The sequence below is a fragment of the Pyxidicoccus fallax genome (genome assembly GCF_012933655.1).
GTDB lineage: Bacteria > Myxococcota > Myxococcia > Myxococcales > Myxococcaceae > Myxococcus > Myxococcus fallax.
In genome coordinates this window covers 13,024-30,638 of record NZ_JABBJJ010000139.1, presented here as the reverse complement: position 1 = coordinate 30,638, position 17,615 = coordinate 13,024, and the positions used below count along the sequence as shown (strand labels likewise).

Genomic DNA, 17,615 nt, shown 5'->3' with positions numbered 1-17,615 from the left:
GGATGGGTGTCCGTGGGGGCGGCACGCGGTGGGGGCGCGTGGTTGGCGCCCGTCGACTCCGGACGGAAAGTTGGAGGGTCGAGGGCGCGTGCTAGCATCCGCGCTCTCTGTCAACGTGAAGGGGAGTGGTCGATGAAGGCCTTTGCCGTGTGGCTGCTCGGTGTCGTGCTCGTGCCCATGGTGGCGCTCGCGCAGGCGCCGGCCGCGGACCTGAACACCATCACCGGCGTGCAGGTGAATGGCGGCACCGTCACCATTGCCGGCACGAAGAAGCCGAACTTCACCACCTTCACGATGACGGACCCGCCGCGGCTCGTCATCGACATCTCCGAGGCCGTCTTCTCCAACGTCCCGGAGGAGCTGCAGATTGGCAATGGCACGGTGACGGGCATCCGCACCGCGAGCTACGGCTCGGACGCCTCCGCCATCGCCCGCGTGCTCATCGGCTACGAGCGCGAGGTGGAGACGGACATCCAGGCCAACGGAAACAACCTCGTCATCCGGGTCGCCGGGGGCGGAGGCCAGGCCGTGGCGCAGGCGCCGGCCCAGCCGGAGGCCGCGCCCGCCGCCACCCCCACCACGGACGGTTCCGCCGCCCAGGCCGCCGCCGCCGCCGAGGCGGACCGCCAGGCTCAGGAGAAGGCCGCCGCCGATGCCGCCGCGGCCGCCCGTGCCGACCGGGAGGCCCAGGAGAAGGCCGCCGCCGAGGCCTCCGCCGCTGCCCAGGCGGACGCCGACGCCCGCAAACGCCAGGAGGAGGAGGCCCGCGCCGCCGCCCAGCGTCAGGAGGAGGAGCGCCGCGCCGCCGCCCAGGCCTCCGCCGACGACAAGAAGCGTCAGGAGGAGGAGCGTCGCGCCGCCGCCCAGGCCGCCGCCGACGACAAGAAGCGCCAGGAGGAGGAGGCCCGCGCCTCGGCCCAGGCCGCCGCCGACGAGAAGAAGCGCCAGCAGGAGGAGGCCCGCGCCGCCGCGAAGAGCGCCGCCGACGAGCGCCGCGCCCAGCAGGAGGCCGCCGCCGAGGAGCGCCGCGCCGCCGCCCAGGCCGCCGCCGAGGAGCGCCGCGCCGAGCAGGAGGCCGCCGCCGAGGAGCGCCGCCAGCGCCAGGCCGAGGCCCGCGCCAGCCGCAAGTCCGAGGCCGTCGCCATGAACACCCCGCGCGAGAGCGAGCGCCTGGAGGTCTCCGGCGGCGCGTCCGGCCCGGTGGAGGTGTCCTCGCGCCGCAAGACGATGACGCTCGTCGGCTTCCAGCAGCAGGCCGGCGCCTCGCGCGTCTTCGTGCGCACCAACGAGCCGGCGCGCTACACCGTCAGCGAGGAGGGCGGCGCGGTGGTGCTGGAGCTGGAGAACACCCGCATCGACCTGAGCAACAACACCCGTCCGCTGGACACGTCCTTCTTCAACTCCCCCGTGACGCGGGTGGAGGCGGATGCCTCGGGCCGGGCGGTGCGCGTCACCATCAACCTGCGCCAGCAGGCCCCCTACCAGGCCCGCCAGGACGGCAACGTCATTTCATTGGACTTCCAGCGCACAGGGCGTTGAAAAGGGCGCGCCGCGCGGCCCGGGCGCGGCATACCGTCACCCCTGAATGAGCATCCTCGTCCCGCTCGCCGCCGCGCTGCTCGTTTCCTCGGCGCAGATTCCCCTCGCCACACAGGTCCAGCTCCCCACGGGCGAGACGGTGGAGCTGGCCGCGGACTTCGTCGCCTACGAGGCCGACAAGCAGGTCCTCATCGCGCGCGGCCACTGCGAGCTGCGCACCGGGGACATGCTGCTGCGCGCCGACGAGGTGACGTACGACGAGGCCAACCAGGTCGCCACCGCCGACGGCAACGTCATGTTCGTCGGGCCCGGCGGCATGGCCGCGGTGGCGGACTCGGTGCGCGTGGACATGCGCTCGTTCGAGGCCAACCTCCAGGGCGGCCTCTTCATGCAGAAGCGCGGCGTCACGCTGGAGGCCATGCTCTCCGCCAAGACGCCGCAGGAACTGCGGGCCATGGGGGAGACGCCCGTCATCCTCAGCGGCACCCGCATCCGCCGCACCGGGCCCCAGTCCTTCGTCGTGGACGACCTGGCCTTCACCCCCTGTGAGTGTGGCCCCGGTGAGCCCAGCTGGCGCGTGGAGGCCAGCTCCGCCAACGTTACCCTCGGCGAGCGCGCCACCCTGTCCTGGCCCGTCGTGTACGTGCGCTCGGTGCCCGTCTTCGCGCTGCCCTGGCTCTACCTGCCCCTGGCCGAGCGGCGCTCGGGCCTGCTCATCCCCAAGCCCAGCATCTCCAGCCTCAACGGCTTCGCCCTGGAGCAGCCCGTCTTCATCACGCTCGGGCCGAGCTACGATGTGACCCTCACGCCGGGCTACTTCACCGGTGGCGGCAACGAGCCCCACTACATCGGCTACGTCCCGGGCGATAACAAGTTCGTCAGCGAGACACGCCACCTGGGCGTGCAGGGGCCCCGGCTGATGACCGAGTTCCGCTATGTCCCCAGCGAGCGGACCCGGGGCCGGCTCACCCTGGGCCTGCTCTATGACCTGCGGCCCGTCCGCGACCCGCGGTACCCGGACGGCCGGTACTTCCGGGAGCTGGCGGAGAACGGAGAGCGGACGCTGGCGATTGCCGGCGGCGCCCGCGGGCTGCGGGGCGAGGCGTCCTGGCAGCACACGCAGGACCTGGGGGGCGGCTGGCACGACCGCATCGATGCCTCCTTCGTGTCGGACGGCTTCTACCCGCGCGACCTCACGGCGGACATCCTCGTGCGCGAGTTCCAGTACCTGCGCAGCACCGCCACGGTGCACCAGCGCCGGGAGGACCGCTACCTCGGGCTGGACGTGTCGCTGCGCCAGGACATCCGCTGGGGCTACAGCTTCTTCAAGGCCGACCGCGTCCCGGCCAACAGCCTCCCCGTCGAGCGGGGAGATGCGGCCACGACCCCGCCCCTGTCCCAGTTCAAGGGCCCCATCACGATGCAGCGCCTCCCGGGCGTCACCCTGGCCCTGCTGGACAGGCCCCTGGTGGGGCGGCTGATGGGCGGGCTGAACGTGGAGTACTCCCGCCTCGCGCCGATGCCCGGGGGCCACGGAGACGAGGGCATCGACGCGCGCTTCGACCCCTTCTCCGAGTACTTCCCCGCCTGGTACACCCCCGAGGCGGGAGGGGCGCGGCCCGACGCCTTTCAGTCCGACGGCATCTTCAACATGAAGGACAGGGAGGCCCGAGACCGCGTGGACTTCTTCCCCCGCCTGTCCACGTCCTTCGAGCTGGGGCCCTACGCGCGAGTCTCTCCCTCGCTCGCGGTGCGCCAGGACGTGTGGGTGGGTGAGGTCTCCGGGAAGACCTGGCAGCGGGGCTATCCCCTGGCCGGGCTGCTGGTGGACAGCCAGGTGGCCACCACCTGGTCCGGCCGGCAGGGCACGGCCTACCGCCACACCCTCGCCCCCTCGCTGGAGGTCCGTTATGTGCCCGGGGGCTGGGGGCACGTGCCCTCCGCGGGAGCCGCGGGCCTGGGCCGCGTGCCCTTCGTCGACGCGGGCGACGACCCGACGCCGCTGCCCTATGACGCCATCGACGCCGCGGTTCCCCTGCGCCGGGACGGCAGCACCCGGGGCTTCCTGCACGCCGTGCTCGCCGTGGATCAGACGCTGGGCTTCAAGCGGGGCGCCGACATCCGCGAGCCCCTTCGCCTGCGCCTGGGGCAGGGGTTCGACCTGTCGCGTCATGCCCCCGTCGCCGGGCGGACGGAGGAGACGGGCCCGGTGCTCCGTGACACCTTCGCCCGCCTCAGCGCCAGCGCGGGCGTGCTGACGGCGGGCGGGCAGATCCGCTTCGACCTGGAGACCCGGCGAATCCTCCAGCTCAGCGCGGACTTCAATATCGACAACGGCAAGGGCGCCGCCCTCTACGCCCGGTTCGACGACTTCCTCACCACCGACGCCGCCGCGATACCCCTGGGGGCCGACCCCCTGGCCATTGGCCCCGATGTCGTACGTCGTAGGCTGGACACCCTGGTAGGCAGCGCATCGTTCGAAGCTCCCGGTCTCCCCCCGGCCAGGCGAGAGCAGGCCCTCATCGCGGGTACGCGTTTGACGCTCGGATTTGGGCTGGGAGTGCGGTACGAAGCGTATGTGCAGCCGCTTTACCAAGATCCGATAACTCAGGAATCAAAACCCCTGACCCAGCAGACCATCGGCCTCTCCTACGGGCCGGCGTGTGACTGCTGGCGCATCGAAGGGGTTCTGATCCTGCGCCGGGATCAGTCGCCGGAATTTGGCGGCATCAATCTCAGCGTCGCCGGGTTCGGATCATTTGGTGCTGGTGGCTAGGAATCACCCGCCGTGCGTGGGGGTTCCACCAACCTCGAAACAGCCAGGAGAAGTCATTTCGTGTCGGACCTCGGAAAACGAATCGGTCAGCGCATCCGCGAGCTTCGCACACAGCGACCGGAACGCTGGACGCAGGAAGAGCTCGCCGAGCGGGCTCAGATCAGCGTCTCTTTCCTTTCCATGATTGAGCGCGGCGAGCGTGTCCCCCATGTGGAGACGCTGGCGGCCCTGGCGAACGCCCTCGGCGTCAGCCTGGGTGAGCTCTTCACGGGAACGGAGCAGACCCTTGCTCAGACGGAGGACCTGCTGCGTCCCCTGTCTGACTTCGCGCGTGCCCGCGGCCTCACGGCCCGGGACGTGGACCGCCTGCTCGGGGTCGCGCGCGTGATGTTCAGCGGCTCCGCCGCCTGACGTCCCACCCGGAGCCAGGCCCGGTTCGCAAGGGGACTCCGGTCTTCCTGTCCTGTCCTTGACTGGACGGCAGGTCGCCCGGGAAGATGAGGGAAGCGTCGCTGTGCGCCACCTGCGTACAGCGCGCTTCCATCATCGTCTTCAAGGAGTCTCCGCTGATGCGTCCGGGTCTGGCCCCATGGGTGGCCTTCGCGAGCTTGTTGTTCGTGGCGTGCTCGTCGCCGGTCCCCGCCACACTTGAGTTCGTGGACCAGTCACCGGCTCAGCCGCGACTGGGCGAAATCACCACGCTGCGCTTCCGCGCGGTGGACTCGCGCGGGCAACCGCAGGCGGGCACCCCCGTCTCGTTCTCGCTGCAGTCGGAAGTTCCCGGCGTGGAGCTGTCGCCGGAAGAGGGCGTCACCAACGCCGAGGACGGCATCGTCTCGGTGCAGGTGGTGGCCCGGGGTGGCCGTGTCGCGTCCGTCGTCGTCGTGGCCACCGCCACCGGTGACGGCGAGTCGAAGACGGCCGTCAGTCCGGTGGTGAGCTTCGCCGGGACGACGTCCAGCGCCCGCCAGTTCACCTTCCAGTGTGGCTCGTTCTCCGGTCCGGGCTCGGGCCTGCACCACGCCATTGGCGCCTGGGACGAGACGCGCAACCTCATCGCCGGCGTGAAGGTGAGCTGCATCGCCCACGTGGGTGACCGCAACGGCGACGGCATCATCGGCGCGCAGGTGTCCTTCCTCACGGAGGCGGGCACCATCGGTCCCAGCGCGGTGTCGGCCACGGACGTGGTGGGCAACGCCGAGGTCCTCTACAAGTCCTCCCTGCCGCTGCCCGAGGACGTGCAGCCGGTCGACTTCACCTGGTCCCCCACCAAGGACGAGACCCACACGGGCGAGTACGTCGCCCCGCTGTGGATGCACCCCTTCCTGTGGACCGAGAACCCGCTGGCCAGCTACGGCACGCAGATCAACCCCTACGAGCGCCGCCCCGAGCCGCGCCGCAACGACCCCATCCGTCCGGGCAAGGTCAACAACCCGCGTGACAACCTCGTCTCCCTCATCGCCATCACCAGCGGCGAGGAGGCGTACGACGACAACAACAACAACGGCCAGTGGGACACCGGCGAGGAGTTCGAGGACCTGACCGAGCCCTTCGTCGACAACAACGACAACGGCACGTGGGACCCGCACGAGCGCTTCGTGGACTCCAACGGCGACGGCAAGTGGACCGGGAAGAACGGCCGGCACGACGCCTCCACGCTCATCTGGGTGCAGGAGCGCATCCTCTGGACGGGCTGGGCGCACGCGCTGGACGGGCCGGAGGTGTTCCGGCAGATCCGCCCGCTGCCCACCGTGGACCCGACGACGTTCATCGTCGACCACTTCGGCTCCCAGACGGTCGAGTTCCTGGTGTCGGACCCCTGGTACAACCGCATCGCCCAGAACTCCGAGGAGGACGGCTGCAATGGCGGCGCGTCCGGCCCCGTCAAGGTGGCGCCCACGCTCACCGGCGTGGCCCTGACGTACCCGTCCTTCAAGTTCGAGAGCTACCGGGTGCAGGACATCCACGAGCCGCCCACCGACGGTGGCGAGCAGCCCCCCATCAACAGCCCCCCCGCGCCCTGGACGGTGGCGCCGACGTGCTACTACACGGCCGCCCAGCTCGAGGGCCACAGCGTGGTCATCGTCGGCCCCACCGTGAGTGGCCTGGTGCGCTGAAGCAGGGAACAGAAGGGGCCCTGGGGACGGCCAACAAGGCATTGACCCCGGGGCCCTCGCTCCGTAGGTTCCCACCTCCGGTTGATTGGTGAATCACCCTCGGGTGGAGGACGTCGTGGGCCAGCAGAGCAAGACGGCGGCGGACAACGGCTCGCGGGAGAGCGAGCGCCGCCGCACCATCCTGCGCGCGGCCATCGACGTGTTCGCCCGCAAGGGGTACCACGGCTGCCGCATCGCGGACGTGGCCAAGGAGGCGGGCGTCGCGTACGGGCTCGTCTACCACTACTTCAAGAACAAGGACGAGCTGCTGGAGACCGTGTTCGACACGGGCTGGAGCGGCTTCGTCACGCGCGTGCGCGCGGTGGTGGAGGCGGAAGGGGCGCTGGCGGAGAAGGTGCGCGGCATCGTGGACGTGGCCTTCGAGGCGTACCGGGTGGACCCGCGCGCGGTGAAGGTCCTCATCCTGGAGATTGCCCGCAGCCCGGCCGGCTCGCGCATCAACCGGCAGACGGCCTTCGTGGACGCCATCCGCCTGAGCTCGGGGCTCTTCCAGCAGGCGAAGGACGCCGGTGAGCTGCGCGCGGACATGGACCCGCACCTGGCCTCCGCGCTCCTCTTCGGCAACATCGAGATGGGGCTGACGGCCTTCGTCGTGGGGCTGACCGACTCGCGCGACCTCGCCGCGCTGGAGCGGGCCAAGGCGCAGATCGCCGACTCCTTCCTTTACGGCGTCCTCTCGGGCGCCCACGGCGAAGAGGAGTCCGCATGGAAGTCGTCGGAGAAGCCGCTGGAGAAGTCCGCTACGAAGTCCAAGGCCCCCAAGCGCTCCTGACCATCGACCGGCCCAAGGCCCGCAACGCGCTGTCCCCCGGGGTGGTGCGCGGGTTGATGGCCGCGCTGGAGCGCGCCGAGTCGGACGCGGCGGTCCGCGTGCTGGTGCTCACCGGCGCGGGCGAGAAGGTCTTCTGCGCGGGTGGCGACCTCGGGACGATGGCGGGCGACGAGGGCTTCCTGGCGACGCACGAGGGGCGGCGCTCCTATGGGCGGCTGCTGGCGCGCTTCCAGGAGCTGCGCAAGCCCACGGTGGCCCGCGTCAACGGCCACGCGCTGGCGGGCGGCCTGGGGCTGGTGCTCGCGTGTGATTTGGCGGTGATGGTGGAGGGCGCGGAGCTGGGCACGCCGGAAATCGACGTGGGGCTGTTCCCCATGATGATGATGGCGCTGTTGCAGCGGCACCTGGGCCGCAAGCGGGCGCTGGAGCTGGTGCTCACGGGAGACAGGGTGCCCGCGCGCGACGCGCTGGCGCTGGGGCTCGTCAACCGGGTGGTGCCGGCGGCGGAGCTGGACGCGGCGGTGGGCGCGCTGGCGGGGAAGCTGGCCGGCAAGAGCCAGGCGGTGCTGGCGCTGGGCCGCCGCGCCTTCTTCACGGCGGAGGACATGCCCCTGCCGGCCGCGCTGGAGTACCTCGCGTCGCAGCTGTCGCTGAACGTGCTCGCCGACGACGCTGGCGAGGGCATCTCCGCGTTCCTGGAGAAGCGCCCGCCGAAGTGGAACGACCGCTGAGGCCCCGGGACTCCGGTTACGGAGTCCCCAGCTCGGTGGACCCGCTGGCCACGCCCGGGGCCGCGGAGGGGAAGAAGTCGAGGCGCAGCAGCACCTCGCCATCCACCCAGAGGTCATCCACCTTCACGCCCCAGTGGAGGTGGGGGCCGGTGACGCGGCCGGTGCCGCCCACGAGGCCCAGGCGCTGGCCCTGCTTCACGGGTGTGCCGTTCTTCACGGTGATGCGGGACAGGTGGAAGTACGTCGTGTAGAGGCCCGCGCCGTGGTGGACGATGACCGTCTTGCCGGCGGAGTAGTTGTCGCGCGTCATCACCACGGTGCCGTCATTGGCGGCCGTCACGGGCGTGCCCGGGTCCCCGTCGAGGTCCACGCCGAAGTGCTGGCTGGACAGCTTGCCGTTGAAGGTGCGGCGGTCTCCGTAGGGCGCGGTGATGCGGTCCTGCCGCGGCCAGGCGAAGTTCTGCCCGAAGAGGGGCGCCGCGAAGGGCTGGGAGAAGGCGGCCGCGAAGGCCTTGCGGTCCTCCGCCATGCGCGTCTTCACGCTGGCCGGCGGCTCCACGTACTTTCCGGACACCTTCAGCTCGCGCTCGCGGTAGCCCGGCTCGAGGACGTTCAGCTCGCTGGTCAGCTCCAGCGGCGCGGCGCCGGGCGCGGCCGGGCCGAGCACCTTCACCGCGGCCGTGCCCGGGCCCAGCTCCACCGGCAGGCCGGTGACGGCCATGAAGCCCTCGCCCCACGGGAAGAAGTGCAGGGGACGTCCGCCCAGCGTGCCCGAGGGCAGCTCCGCCATGCCGCGCACGGACACCACCACCGGGTCTCCCGGCTTGGCCGCCGCGGGCTGCAGCGTCAGCACGGGCCGGCCCTCCGCCAGGGGCGGCGCTTCCACGGGACGCGCGGCGACGGGGAGGGGAGACGACTCGGAGGCCCGCGCCTTCGCACCGAGGGCGAGCAGGGCGAGCAGCAGGTAGGGAGAGGTGGAATACTTCCGGCCAGCGGGGAGCGGAGGCATGGGCCGTTCTTACACCACGCGAGGCGCCGCTCTTCCCACCGCGGGAAGATGTTTGGAGCGCTCGACACGCCGGCTGCTCCAGCGTGCTCCGCCGCCTGCTCCACGAGGGGCCCGCGACCGTGAAGTATTGCGGAGGGTTGGACAGACACGCCGCGGCGCGTCGGTGGCCGGAAGGAAGGAGAGGAGGCGGGCGGCCAGGACATGTGCCGTCAAGGCGTACCCGAGGACCAGGGGGCTCCCTAGCTTCTGGGCGGACTCGATTCTTGGAGATTCGCGGATGCCTCGTCCCTATAGCTTCGACCACTTCCAGGTCCCGAAAACGCTGCCGGCGCAGAAGCGCAGCCTGCGTCACGAGGACAAGGCGCGCCTGAAGAAGTCTGGCGCCCATCCGGAGGAGATGGGCAGCCACGAGGGCATCCACTACGGAAAGGCCCACGCCCAGACGGAGGAGCTCTACACGGCGCACCAGATGGAGAAGGAGCTGGAGGAGCTCGCCCGGCCCACGCCGGACGCCAAGTTCTCCCACGGCCCCGAGTTCAAGCCCGCCAAGGCGAAGAAGCAGCAGCGCGCCGCGAAGGCCCCCGAGCCCTCCATCGGCGCCACGGCGCCCATCGGCGCGCTGCCTCCCACGAAGGAGCTGCCGCCGCGCGGCCGGCTGGGCGATTTGATGGACGAGGCGCAGCGCCAGCTGCAGGCCATCCAGGGCGGGTTGGGAGACGCGGCGAAGGCCGTCTCCCGGTTGGCGTCGCTGCCCTTCGAGGTGGTGCGCATGGCCGCGCGCCGCATCCTTCCCGTCAACGGGTGAGCCGCGCGCGTGGAGCTGACGCTCGTCTCGTACAACATCCACAGCGGCATCGGGACGGACGGCCGCTTCGACCTGGAGCGTGTGGGCGCGGTGCTCCGCGAGGTGAACGCGGACATCGTCGCCCTCCAGGAGGTGGGTGACTTCCGCGCCGTCACGCCCCGAGAGGACCAGCCCGAGCACCTGGCGGACATGCTCGGGCTGCACATGGCCTTCGGCCCCAACGTGGTGCGCAACGGCCGGCGCTACGGAAACGCGATTCTGTCGCGGCTGCCCATCCTCAAGTCGAAGAACTATGACCTGAGCGTGGGCCGGCGCGAGCCGCGGGGCGCGCTGCGCTGCGACCTCGATTTGGGCGGCGGCACGCAGCTGCACGTCTTCAGCCTGCACCTGGGGCTGCGCATGAGCGAGCGGCGCCGGCAGGAGGCGCTGCTCTTGTCCTCGGACATCCTCCGCGAGGCGGCGCGCAAGGACCCGCTGGTGGTGTGCGGGGACTTCAACTACCTGGGCAACGGGGCGGTGCCGTCGCTGGTGCGCAAGGCCATCCACGACGCGGCCCTGGAGCTGCGCGCGCCGGCCCGCACCTATCCCACCCGGATGCCGCTGTTGCGGTTGGACCGCATCTACGTGGACGCGGGGGTGCGCCCCCTGGAAATCCACCCGCACCGCACCGAGCTGAGCCGGGTGGCTTCGGACCACCTGCCGCTGGTGATGCGGCTGGAGGCGCCCATCGCCGTCGAGACCCCCCTCTCTCCTCCGGTGCAGCTCATCGGCTAGCCTTGGGGAGGCCGGCGTTCGCGTTCAGTGGCCGACGCTTGCGAACGCCGGACAGATCCGACGTGACGTGGTTGTCGCGCGGAGGCGGGGTGCCTAGGTTGGCCCCCACCCGTGAGGACGTGGGCGCCGGCCGGAGAAGCACATGCAGATGGGCAGTGAACAGACCGACCGCGGATTCTCCGCGCTCGTCGGGCGCATGGCGGACGGGTTCAGCCGTCTGGTGACGCAGCACCTGCAGCTCGCGCGGCTGGAGCTGGCCGAGGACATCAAGGCGACGGGGCTGGACGTGGCGATGATCGCCGCCTTCGTGCCCTTCATCCTGGTGGGCTACGCCTTCGTGTGCGGCGCGCTGGCGGCGGTGCTGGCCACGTGGATGGGCTGGGCCGGCGCGCTGGGCGGGGTGGGGCTGGTGAACCTGGTGGGCGGCGCGGGTGGCGCGCTCTGGGCGGTGAAGCGGCTGCAGGCGCGGCGTGTGATGGACGACACGTCCAGCGAGCTGTCGCGGAGCATGGCGGCCATCACCCACTCCGCGGCGGGGGGCCCCGTGAATACGGTCCGGGGCGCGGACAGCGAACTCTTCAAGGAGCCTCAGAATGGCCGCTAGCAATGGACTTCCCAAGGCCCCCCCTTCGGCGCGGAGCAGCGCCGAGCTGCGCGCGGAAATCGAGCGCACGCGCGCGGAGCTGGCCACGTCGGTGAGCGCGCTGCGCGAGGAGGTGGCGGTGGCCGCCGACTGGCGTCAGTGGGTGCGCCGCCATCCGTACGCGTGCATCGGCGGGGCCTTCGTCATCGGGTATTGGCTGGGCTCGCGCCGGTAGCGCGGGCGTCGCGACTGCTTTTTTTCGTTTCACCCCCTGAAAGAGGAGATGGCTTCAATGGAGATGAACCCCCAGCAGATGGCGGACCGGGCCCGGCAGCTGCAGGACCGCGTGGTGCCGCAGATTGATGAGGCGCGGCAGAACCTGGTGGATCTGAACACGCGGATGGTGAGCTTCATCCGGGCCAACCCGGGCACGTGCCTGCTGGGCGCGGTGGCCATTGGCTTCCTCGTCGGCCGCATCGCCTCGCGCCGCTAAGGCTTTCCGAAGAGAACGAGAGAGGGCATTCATGACGACCTATCCAGGCGCGGCGGGCAACGGCTCGTCCCAGTCGCAGCAGGGCGACAACAACGCGGGCTTCGGGCAGCGGGTGGACCAGATTGGTTCGGAGGCGCAGCAGCTCTGGACGGACGCGCGCGGCGCGGTGACGGACCTGGGCCAGGCGCTGGACCTGCGGGGCCGCGTGGAGCGCAACCCGTACGGGATGATGGCTGCCGCGCTGGGCGTGGGTTACGTCCTGGGCGGCGGGCTCTTCACGCCGATGACGGCGCGCATCATCAAGCTGGGCGTGCGGCTGGCCGCGCTGCCCTTCGTGAAGGACGAGCTGCTGGGCATGGCCGAGCAGGCACTGCAGGGCTATCAGGCGGGCCGTGGGATGGCGGGCGCGGGGGGTGCGGACAGCACCGCTTCGGCGAATGCCACGTCCGCGGGGACGCCGCGTCCTCCCAGCTACTAGGCTGGGCGTTGTTCCAATTTTGTCGTTGCCGTACCCACCCCTGGAGTCGCGAATGGTGAACCTCAACTCCCTGAAGAAGCTGGACAAGGACGACCTGCTGCACCTCATCGGCCTGGAGACGCGCCGTGACACGACGGAGCAGCTCCTGCCGGTGCTGGGCGCGTTCGCGGCGGGCATCCTGGTGGGCGCGGGCCTGGGCCTGCTGCTCGCGCCGAAGCCGGGCAACCAGCTCCGGGACGACCTCCGCCAGCGGCTGGCGAGCGGCCAGGAGTACCTGAACAACGCCGTGGGCCGCGGCCAGGGCGACAACGCCCAGCAGGGCGCCACGCCTCCTGTGTCCCGGACGGCCTGATTCGCTGACGGACTGTGTTGGATTGAGGGCCTCCATCCGCGCGGATGGGGGCCCTTCGTGTTTCCGGGCTCCTGGTGCGATGGCACTTCAATCTTTGGCTTGCATGGGATTGGTTGGAGTGCGGTGTGAAGCCTGTTAGGCTTTGTTTGCCTTTCCCACGCAGCATCCGACGTGTGGAGCTGCTCATGAGTGCGCCAACGAGGACTGCTCATGTTACAGGCGCTGCGGTGGACGCTTCCCTGACTGCGTGTGCGAGCCCGACGTGGTCTGTGAGTAGGTAGGTCTGACGTACCTGTTCCCTGAGGATGTAGTCGACGCATCGGACAGCGCGGATTACAGGAGACGAATATGGTCAAGCGAGTGAAGGTATTGTCTTTGGCCCTGGCCACGATGTTCCTGGGCGCCAGCCAGGCCGGCGCGCAACAAAGCGGCGAACCCGCTTACCGTACGATCATGTACAGCGATGCCACCTACACGACGGAGGTCGGCTACATCTATCCCGAGTGCACCCTTCGCGGCGTCCAATACCATCTGGTGGGAACCTATACCTACTTCCAGGTCGATGAGTTCGTCGGCATTTGCGGTCCCGGGGGATGGGAGCCTTTGTAGGGATGTGAAAAGGACTGTGTTGAGCTGAGGGCCTCCATCCGTGTGCCGGTGACGGCATGGGGTGGGGGCCTTCTTGTTGTCCCTCTCGGGAATGGCGGCTTCCTGATACCCGGACCCCGGGTGGCAAGCCCGCCGGATTGAGCCCCTCTGGGAGGCTCCGCTAGCGTGGGTGCTTTGCCCTGGCAGGAGCCCGCCTCATGCGTCCCTTGACCTGTCTGGTGTGGATGGTCCCCACCGTGCTGCTGGCGTGCAACCCGGCAGCCCGACGGGGCCGCTCGCACGAGCCCGCCACTTCCACCGCGCCCGCGGCGCCGCGGGTCTGTCCGGAGCAGGATGCCCGGCTGCCGGCTCCGGACGGATTTGCTCCCGCCTTCGTCGTCCTGCACCTCAATGACATCTACCGGGTCGGGCCGGCGCGCAACGGCGTGGCCGGAGGGCTGAGCCGGGTGGCCGCGCTCATCCAGCGCACGCGCGAGGAGGAGCGGCTGCCGGTGTACATCGTGCACTCGGGCGACTTCCTCTTCCCCTCGCTGGAGAGCGACAGGCTCGGCGTCGAGCGGATGGTGGCCGCCCTCAACTTCCTGCATGACCGGCTCCAGGAAGGCGAGCCCGCCACACGCGGGGAGCTGCTCGTGGTGCCCGGGAATCATGAGTTCGAGAAGAAGACGGCGGCGCCGCTGGTGAAGGCGCTCGAGACGTCACGGTTCCGCTGGCTGGGCTCCAACGTGAAGCTGCGGGGGGATGCCGCCGGAGTGGCTCAGAAGGTGGAGCCCGATGCCCTGCTGACCATGGGAGGCGTGAAGGTGGGCTTCTTCGCGCTCGCTCTCGCCGAGGGGCTCGACAAGGCCTATGTGGAGAAGGCCGACCGGGCGAATTACGCGTCTCTTGCCCACGAGCGCTTGTCGGCGCTGGAGGCGCGTGGGGCGGAGCTGCTCATCGGCATCACGCACCTGGAGATGACGGATGACATGGCGCTCGCCCGGACGCTGAAGGCCGAGCACCCCCGGCTGCTGTGGCTCGCGGGCGGGCATGACCACTCGTGCATGTACAGCACCTCGGGCGCGCTGGTGACCAAGGGGGATTCCAATGCGGTGCGCATGTGGCGCCTGCGCTTCGGCCGGGACGCGCGGGGGGCTCCCGCCGTGCAGCCCGAGATGCTCGCCCTCACGACCGAGGACGCGACGGACGAGGCCTATGACACCCAGGTCTGGAAGCCGACCCTCGCGCAGTTGGAGACCCTCTTCCCTGACTTCAACAACCCCATTGGCCAGGCACGCGTTCCGCTGGAGGCGCGCGAGCAATGCGTGCGGAACGTGGAGACGAACTTCGGCAACTACCTCACCGACCTGATGCGCGCCGAGCCCGGTGCTCCCAAGGCGGACATCGCCGTGCTCAATGGAGGATTGCTGCGGCTCGATGACAGGGTTCAGGGCCCGTTGAGAGGCGAGCACCTGGAGCGGACCCTGGGCTTCCCGGCGCCCGTATGCCGGGTGCGGCTCACGGGTGATGCGATTCGGAGGATGCTCGAAAACTCCGTCTCGGGAGGCTATGGGGAAGGCCGCTTCCTCCAGGTGTCGGGGTTGAAGTACTCCTTCAATCGCGAGCGTCCTCCCGGAAGCCGTGTCACCTCGGTGCAGGTGCTCGGAGGGCCGCAAGGCGCCGCGCCGCTGGAGGAGGGCCGGAGCTACGTCGTCGCGGCCAACAGCTTCATCGCCACGCGGGACAAGGAGGGCAGGGCAGGCGATGGGTACGCGATGCTCGCCGACGGGGAACAGCTGGGCTGTGGGACGGACCTCAAGAAGTTGATTCAGGAGGACCTCCAGCGCAGGCCCCGGGGCATCGAGCCGCGCACCGAGGGCCGCATCACCGAGGAGGGTTCCCCGCCCGCGCACTGCCCGGCCCCGGAGGCTCCTCCTGCTTCGAGCCACTGACACCGCTTCGGTGGCCTGATTCGAGTCCGCGTGCATCTACGATCGTGAGCGCCATGACCCCTGAGGAGAAACAGAGACTCATCGACCGCGCTCGCGCCATCCTCTTGGAGCACGTGCGCCGTCACGAACCGCGGACTCCGCGAGAGGGTGAGCCGCACAGTAGCTATGACCAACTCGACGCCGCCGTCAGGGGAGCTCTTGCAGGAGAGCGCGGCATGGTCACCACGCTGCGCCGCGTTTTCGACGAGTGGGGCTTCGCGATGACGAACTCACTGAATGAGCAGGCGTTGGCCTCACTGGGACTCGCGCTGCTCGGAGATCGTCAGTCCATCCAGCGCATTCGCGGGGGGCGCCCGATCAACCTGAATCGTGAGGCGAAGCCGCTCGCCCTTGCGATTCTCGATGCAGGGGAGCACGAGGACCTGCCCCCGGGGAGCAGCCTGCCCGAGGAGTGAGCCGCTGCCTCGTGAGGGCACCGCCCGTCACTTCGGTGGAGCCATCACCCATTCGGTCCTCCGCGATCAGGCTTTGGAGAATGGTCTCTCTGACTACACCTGCCTGAACTTCACGCCCGTGACCTTCGCGCGCTCCAGCGCCTGCTTGATGTCCTCGGAGACGATGAGGACGATGTCCCAGCCTTCCGGGCGGAACACCTTGGCGTCGCCCACCTGCGTGGGGTCGATTCGCAGGTCATCCACCGCGTAGTACTGGCCTACCTTCTCGGGCAGTCCGTCTTCCGGCTTCCAGAACTGCACCTTGGACGCCTTCTCATCAATGCAATGGATGAGCCTCGTGGCCACCAGGATGAGGTACTGGTCCGGGTGACCCTTGACGTGCACGGGGATGAGTTGCACGTCGTTGGGAGCCAGTTCCTTGAAGATCTCCGCCACCTTGACGTGGACCACAGGCGTCACGCCCACACCGGCTGTGGAGAAGTCCAACCGCTTGCCCGGTGATTCAACGGGAATCGTGAGACGGCCCTCAACATGGACAGGCCGTCCCGCCCTGAAAATCCAGGGGTCCTCCACCTCGTGACCTCGCTCGTCCAAGGGGTCCCCCAGGTCCCAGTTCCCGGCTTGAACGTTCTCGGCGAGGTCGAAGAAGCGAACTGGCATGGTGCGGTTCTAGCGCCGTTTGGGTTCGGTCAGGAGCTTGTTGATATCCGTGCCTTCCGTGGTGGCCTCCTTGGCCAGTTGTTGAAGCGCTTTTGTCAGGACCTTGCGGCACTCATCCACCGTGCGACAGCGCGCAGTTGCACTCTCCAGCCGTCTGAAGACCATCTCGTGGTACTCCTGCGGATGAGGCCCCTTGTGGTCGCCGACGGGCACGATGTTCTCGGTGTCTTCCAGCTCCATCCCGGCCTTCTTGAAGATTCTCTTGAACCGGGGCGTCCAGGGCCCGCCGCGCGCGGTGGAGACGCTGTTCTTGTTCGTGGCGAGGTGGTGGTCCTCGGAGCGACCTCCCCGTGTCCCGCGAGTAGCCATGGCGACCGCGTTGGGAGCCAGCGCGAGGGTGAAGCCCTCGGCGGCCATCGCCACCGACTGCACGCCTCCAATGGCTACGTACTGATAGCCCGCCTGCGTCTCCACCGCGACCGCTGCCTGCGCCGAGCCCGGCAGTCGCGATGCCTTGGATGCCAGGCTCACCGTGTTCCCAATGGCCGCCGTGGCCAGCATGATGAAGATGCGCGCCGCATTCTCTCCGAGGACTTCGCCGTACGCCTCGCCCGCCTCGCGGAGTTGCTCGAAGGTGGTGGCCCGGTCCACTTTGCGTACCAGTGCGATCCATCCATCCAGCAGGCGCCACACGGTGTCCACGCCCAGGTAGGCGATGGCCGCGGCCGTGAGCATGGCCGCCAGGCCCTTGCTCACCGGCTCTGGCAGAGACCAGAGCAGTAGATACATGCTGACGGAGGCAGTCACTGTCGCGAGCAGTGCCTGCGGGTCCGCCATGTCTTCCAACGCCTCGGCCGTCTCCTCCCAGACCGAGTCCATGGCGATGGCCAGGGCCAGTGAGTACTTGCCGTCGCTGGCCAGCAGCGGGCCTTCGGCCAGCAAGCGCAGGCAGTCGCCGGGTTGCTTCTTGCGTTCGCACCAGCGGCCATAGGCGCGCGTCAGTTCGTCATCCGCGTATGCCTCCAGGAGGCGCGGGCCGTCCGGATGCTTCTCTTCGCCCTGGGGGACGAGCCGAGGGCCGCGATGCTGGTACAGGTACACGCCGCCTCTTTCGGGGACTCCAAAGAGTTGGCGGGCCTCTCGTAACGGGTTGGAGAAGGGCCGCACATCCCGGGAGAGCTCCGCGATGGCCTCCTCGAATTCATCGTCGTCCAACTCGACAGGTCCGGTACCTTCCTCTTCGAAGGGCGTGTGGACGATGTGAGGTCCGTCCCCTATGTCCAGGCGCACGACCCGCGTAGTCGAGCAGCCCGCAATGGCAAGCGCCAGCACCAGCCAGATGACCCCACGCGCGCTCATCTACGTCCTCCGGTTCCGGGCTCGGTCTCACAAGATGAGGCCAGGAATACCAGAAAAGTCTGAAGACGCGGGGAGTCTGGACCCTGGGCCTCAGGCAGGCGTAGGACTCACG

The 17,615-nt window shown here is 69.5% G+C and carries 19 protein-coding genes; 16 read left to right on the top strand and 3 right to left on the bottom strand.

Translation table 11 applies throughout. The annotated features are described in order from the left end of the window. Positions 1 to 132: 132 nt before the first annotated feature. The 6 genes from HG543_RS27125 to HG543_RS27100 all read left to right on the top strand — a co-directional run bounded on the left by HG543_RS27125 (position 133) and on the right by HG543_RS27100 (position 7,995). Positions 133 to 1,539 (top strand): AMIN domain-containing protein, encoded by a 1,407-nt coding sequence (locus HG543_RS27125; protein ID WP_169347769.1) that lies wholly within the window; start codon positions 133 to 135, stop codon positions 1,537 to 1,539. Between the two features lie 46 nt (positions 1,540 to 1,585). Then, the gene (locus HG543_RS27120; protein ID WP_169347768.1) at positions 1,586 to 4,315 is read left to right on the top strand and encodes an LPS-assembly protein LptD; all 2,730 of its coding nucleotides are present in this window, start codon (positions 1,586 to 1,588) and stop codon (positions 4,313 to 4,315) included. Between the two features lie 60 nt (positions 4,316 to 4,375). Next, positions 4,376 to 4,726, top strand: a complete 351-nt coding sequence (locus HG543_RS27115; protein ID WP_163996972.1) for a helix-turn-helix domain-containing protein — start codon at positions 4,376 to 4,378, stop codon at positions 4,724 to 4,726. Between the two features lie 86 nt (positions 4,727 to 4,812). Then, positions 4,813 to 6,432 carry an Ig-like domain-containing protein gene (locus tag HG543_RS27110; protein WP_246357325.1) on the top strand — a complete coding sequence of 540 codons (1,620 nt, stop codon included), beginning with the start codon at positions 4,813 to 4,815 and terminating at the stop codon, positions 6,430 to 6,432. Between the two features lie 115 nt (positions 6,433 to 6,547). Then, the gene (locus HG543_RS27105) at positions 6,548 to 7,264 is read left to right on the top strand and encodes a TetR family transcriptional regulator (protein WP_169347767.1); all 717 of its coding nucleotides are present in this window, start codon (positions 6,548 to 6,550) and stop codon (positions 7,262 to 7,264) included. Further along, positions 7,198 to 7,995 carry an enoyl-CoA hydratase/isomerase family protein gene (locus tag HG543_RS27100; protein ID WP_169347766.1) on the top strand — a complete coding sequence of 266 codons (798 nt, stop codon included), beginning with the start codon at positions 7,198 to 7,200 and terminating at the stop codon, positions 7,993 to 7,995. Before HG543_RS27105 ends, HG543_RS27100 begins: the two co-directional genes overlap by 67 nt. 16 nt (positions 7,996 to 8,011) lie before the next feature. On the opposite strand, the gene HG543_RS27095 is transcribed toward HG543_RS27100, so the two are convergent. After that, positions 8,012 to 9,004, bottom strand: a complete 993-nt coding sequence (locus HG543_RS27095; RefSeq protein ID WP_169347765.1) for a M23 family metallopeptidase — start codon at positions 9,002 to 9,004, stop codon at positions 8,012 to 8,014. Between the two features lie 277 nt (positions 9,005 to 9,281). Between HG543_RS27095 and HG543_RS27090 the strand changes: the two genes are divergently transcribed. From HG543_RS27090 to HG543_RS27045, 10 genes are all read left to right on the top strand, one after another. Beyond that, positions 9,282 to 9,809, top strand: coding sequence for a hypothetical protein (locus HG543_RS27090; protein WP_169347764.1), 528 nt, complete (start codon positions 9,282 to 9,284; stop codon positions 9,807 to 9,809). Positions 9,810 to 9,818: 9 nt separating this feature from the next. Beyond that, on the top strand, positions 9,819 to 10,583 hold the full coding sequence (locus HG543_RS27085) for an endonuclease/exonuclease/phosphatase family protein (RefSeq protein ID WP_169347763.1): 765 nt from the start codon (positions 9,819 to 9,821) through the stop codon (positions 10,581 to 10,583). 142 nt (positions 10,584 to 10,725) lie between these two features. Next, a complete protein-coding gene (locus HG543_RS27080) occupies positions 10,726 to 11,187 on the top strand; it encodes a phage holin family protein (protein ID WP_169347762.1) in 462 nt (153 codons plus the stop codon). Beyond that, a complete protein-coding gene (locus tag HG543_RS27075) occupies positions 11,177 to 11,401 on the top strand; it encodes a DUF3618 domain-containing protein (protein ID WP_169347761.1) in 225 nt (74 codons plus the stop codon). The genes HG543_RS27080 and HG543_RS27075 overlap by 11 nt, the downstream gene beginning before the upstream one ends. Before the next feature lie 57 nt (positions 11,402 to 11,458). After that, positions 11,459 to 11,659 (top strand): hypothetical protein, encoded by a 201-nt coding sequence (locus HG543_RS27070; protein WP_169347760.1) that lies wholly within the window; start codon positions 11,459 to 11,461, stop codon positions 11,657 to 11,659. A gap of 31 nt (positions 11,660 to 11,690) precedes the next feature. Continuing rightward, positions 11,691 to 12,137, top strand: coding sequence for a hypothetical protein (locus HG543_RS27065; protein ID WP_169347759.1), 447 nt, complete (start codon positions 11,691 to 11,693; stop codon positions 12,135 to 12,137). 52 nt (positions 12,138 to 12,189) lie between these two features. Next, complete coding sequence (locus HG543_RS27060) at positions 12,190 to 12,489, top strand: YtxH domain-containing protein (protein ID WP_169347758.1); 300 nt, start codon at positions 12,190 to 12,192, stop codon at positions 12,487 to 12,489. Between the two features lie 348 nt (positions 12,490 to 12,837). Further along, positions 12,838 to 13,098: a hypothetical protein gene (locus HG543_RS27055; protein WP_169347757.1), complete on the top strand. Its 261-nt coding sequence runs from the start codon at positions 12,838 to 12,840 to the stop codon at positions 13,096 to 13,098. A gap of 197 nt (positions 13,099 to 13,295) precedes the next feature. Then, on the top strand, positions 13,296 to 15,029 hold the full coding sequence (locus HG543_RS27050) for a bifunctional metallophosphatase/5'-nucleotidase (protein ID WP_169347756.1): 1,734 nt from the start codon (positions 13,296 to 13,298) through the stop codon (positions 15,027 to 15,029). A gap of 215 nt (positions 15,030 to 15,244) precedes the next feature. Continuing rightward, positions 15,245 to 15,484, top strand: a complete 240-nt coding sequence (locus tag HG543_RS27045; protein ID WP_169347755.1) for a hypothetical protein — start codon at positions 15,245 to 15,247, stop codon at positions 15,482 to 15,484. Between the two features lie 93 nt (positions 15,485 to 15,577). Here HG543_RS27045 and HG543_RS27040 read toward each other — a convergent pair whose 3' ends face one another. After that, positions 15,578 to 16,144 carry an imm11 family protein gene (locus HG543_RS27040; RefSeq protein ID WP_169347754.1) on the bottom strand — a complete coding sequence of 189 codons (567 nt, stop codon included), beginning with the start codon at positions 16,142 to 16,144 and terminating at the stop codon, positions 15,578 to 15,580. Between the two features lie 9 nt (positions 16,145 to 16,153). Then, positions 16,154 to 17,503 carry an AHH domain-containing protein gene (locus HG543_RS27035; RefSeq protein ID WP_169347753.1) on the bottom strand — a complete coding sequence of 450 codons (1,350 nt, stop codon included), beginning with the start codon at positions 17,501 to 17,503 and terminating at the stop codon, positions 16,154 to 16,156. Between the last annotated feature and the right edge of the window lie 112 nt (positions 17,504 to 17,615).

Coding starts and splice junctions, on each gene's coding strand:
- HG543_RS27125 (WP_169347769.1), top strand. CDS start 133: ATGAAGGCCTTTGCCGTGTGGCTGCTCGGTGTCGTGCTCGTGCCCATG.
- HG543_RS27120 (WP_169347768.1), top strand. CDS start 1,586: ATGAGCATCCTCGTCCCGCTCGCCGCCGCGCTGCTCGTTTCCTCGGCG.
- HG543_RS27110 (WP_246357325.1), top strand. CDS start 4,813: ATGAGGGAAGCGTCGCTGTGCGCCACCTGCGTACAGCGCGCTTCCATC.
- HG543_RS27100 (WP_169347766.1), top strand. CDS start 7,198: ATGGAAGTCGTCGGAGAAGCCGCTGGAGAAGTCCGCTACGAAGTCCAA.
- HG543_RS27095 (WP_169347765.1), bottom strand. CDS start 9,004: ATGCCTCCGCTCCCCGCTGGCCGGAAGTATTCCACCTCTCCCTACCTG.
- HG543_RS27090 (WP_169347764.1), top strand. CDS start 9,282: ATGCCTCGTCCCTATAGCTTCGACCACTTCCAGGTCCCGAAAACGCTG.
- HG543_RS27080 (WP_169347762.1), top strand. CDS start 10,726: ATGCAGATGGGCAGTGAACAGACCGACCGCGGATTCTCCGCGCTCGTC.
- HG543_RS27075 (WP_169347761.1), top strand. CDS start 11,177: ATGGCCGCTAGCAATGGACTTCCCAAGGCCCCCCCTTCGGCGCGGAGC.
- HG543_RS27070 (WP_169347760.1), top strand. CDS start 11,459: ATGGAGATGAACCCCCAGCAGATGGCGGACCGGGCCCGGCAGCTGCAG.
- HG543_RS27065 (WP_169347759.1), top strand. CDS start 11,691: ATGACGACCTATCCAGGCGCGGCGGGCAACGGCTCGTCCCAGTCGCAG.
- HG543_RS27060 (WP_169347758.1), top strand. CDS start 12,190: ATGGTGAACCTCAACTCCCTGAAGAAGCTGGACAAGGACGACCTGCTG.
- HG543_RS27055 (WP_169347757.1), top strand. CDS start 12,838: ATGGTCAAGCGAGTGAAGGTATTGTCTTTGGCCCTGGCCACGATGTTC.
- HG543_RS27050 (WP_169347756.1), top strand. CDS start 13,296: ATGCGTCCCTTGACCTGTCTGGTGTGGATGGTCCCCACCGTGCTGCTG.
- HG543_RS27045 (WP_169347755.1), top strand. CDS start 15,245: ATGGTCACCACGCTGCGCCGCGTTTTCGACGAGTGGGGCTTCGCGATG.
- HG543_RS27040 (WP_169347754.1), bottom strand. CDS start 16,144: ATGCCAGTTCGCTTCTTCGACCTCGCCGAGAACGTTCAAGCCGGGAAC.
- HG543_RS27035 (WP_169347753.1), bottom strand. CDS start 17,503: ATGAGCGCGCGTGGGGTCATCTGGCTGGTGCTGGCGCTTGCCATTGCG.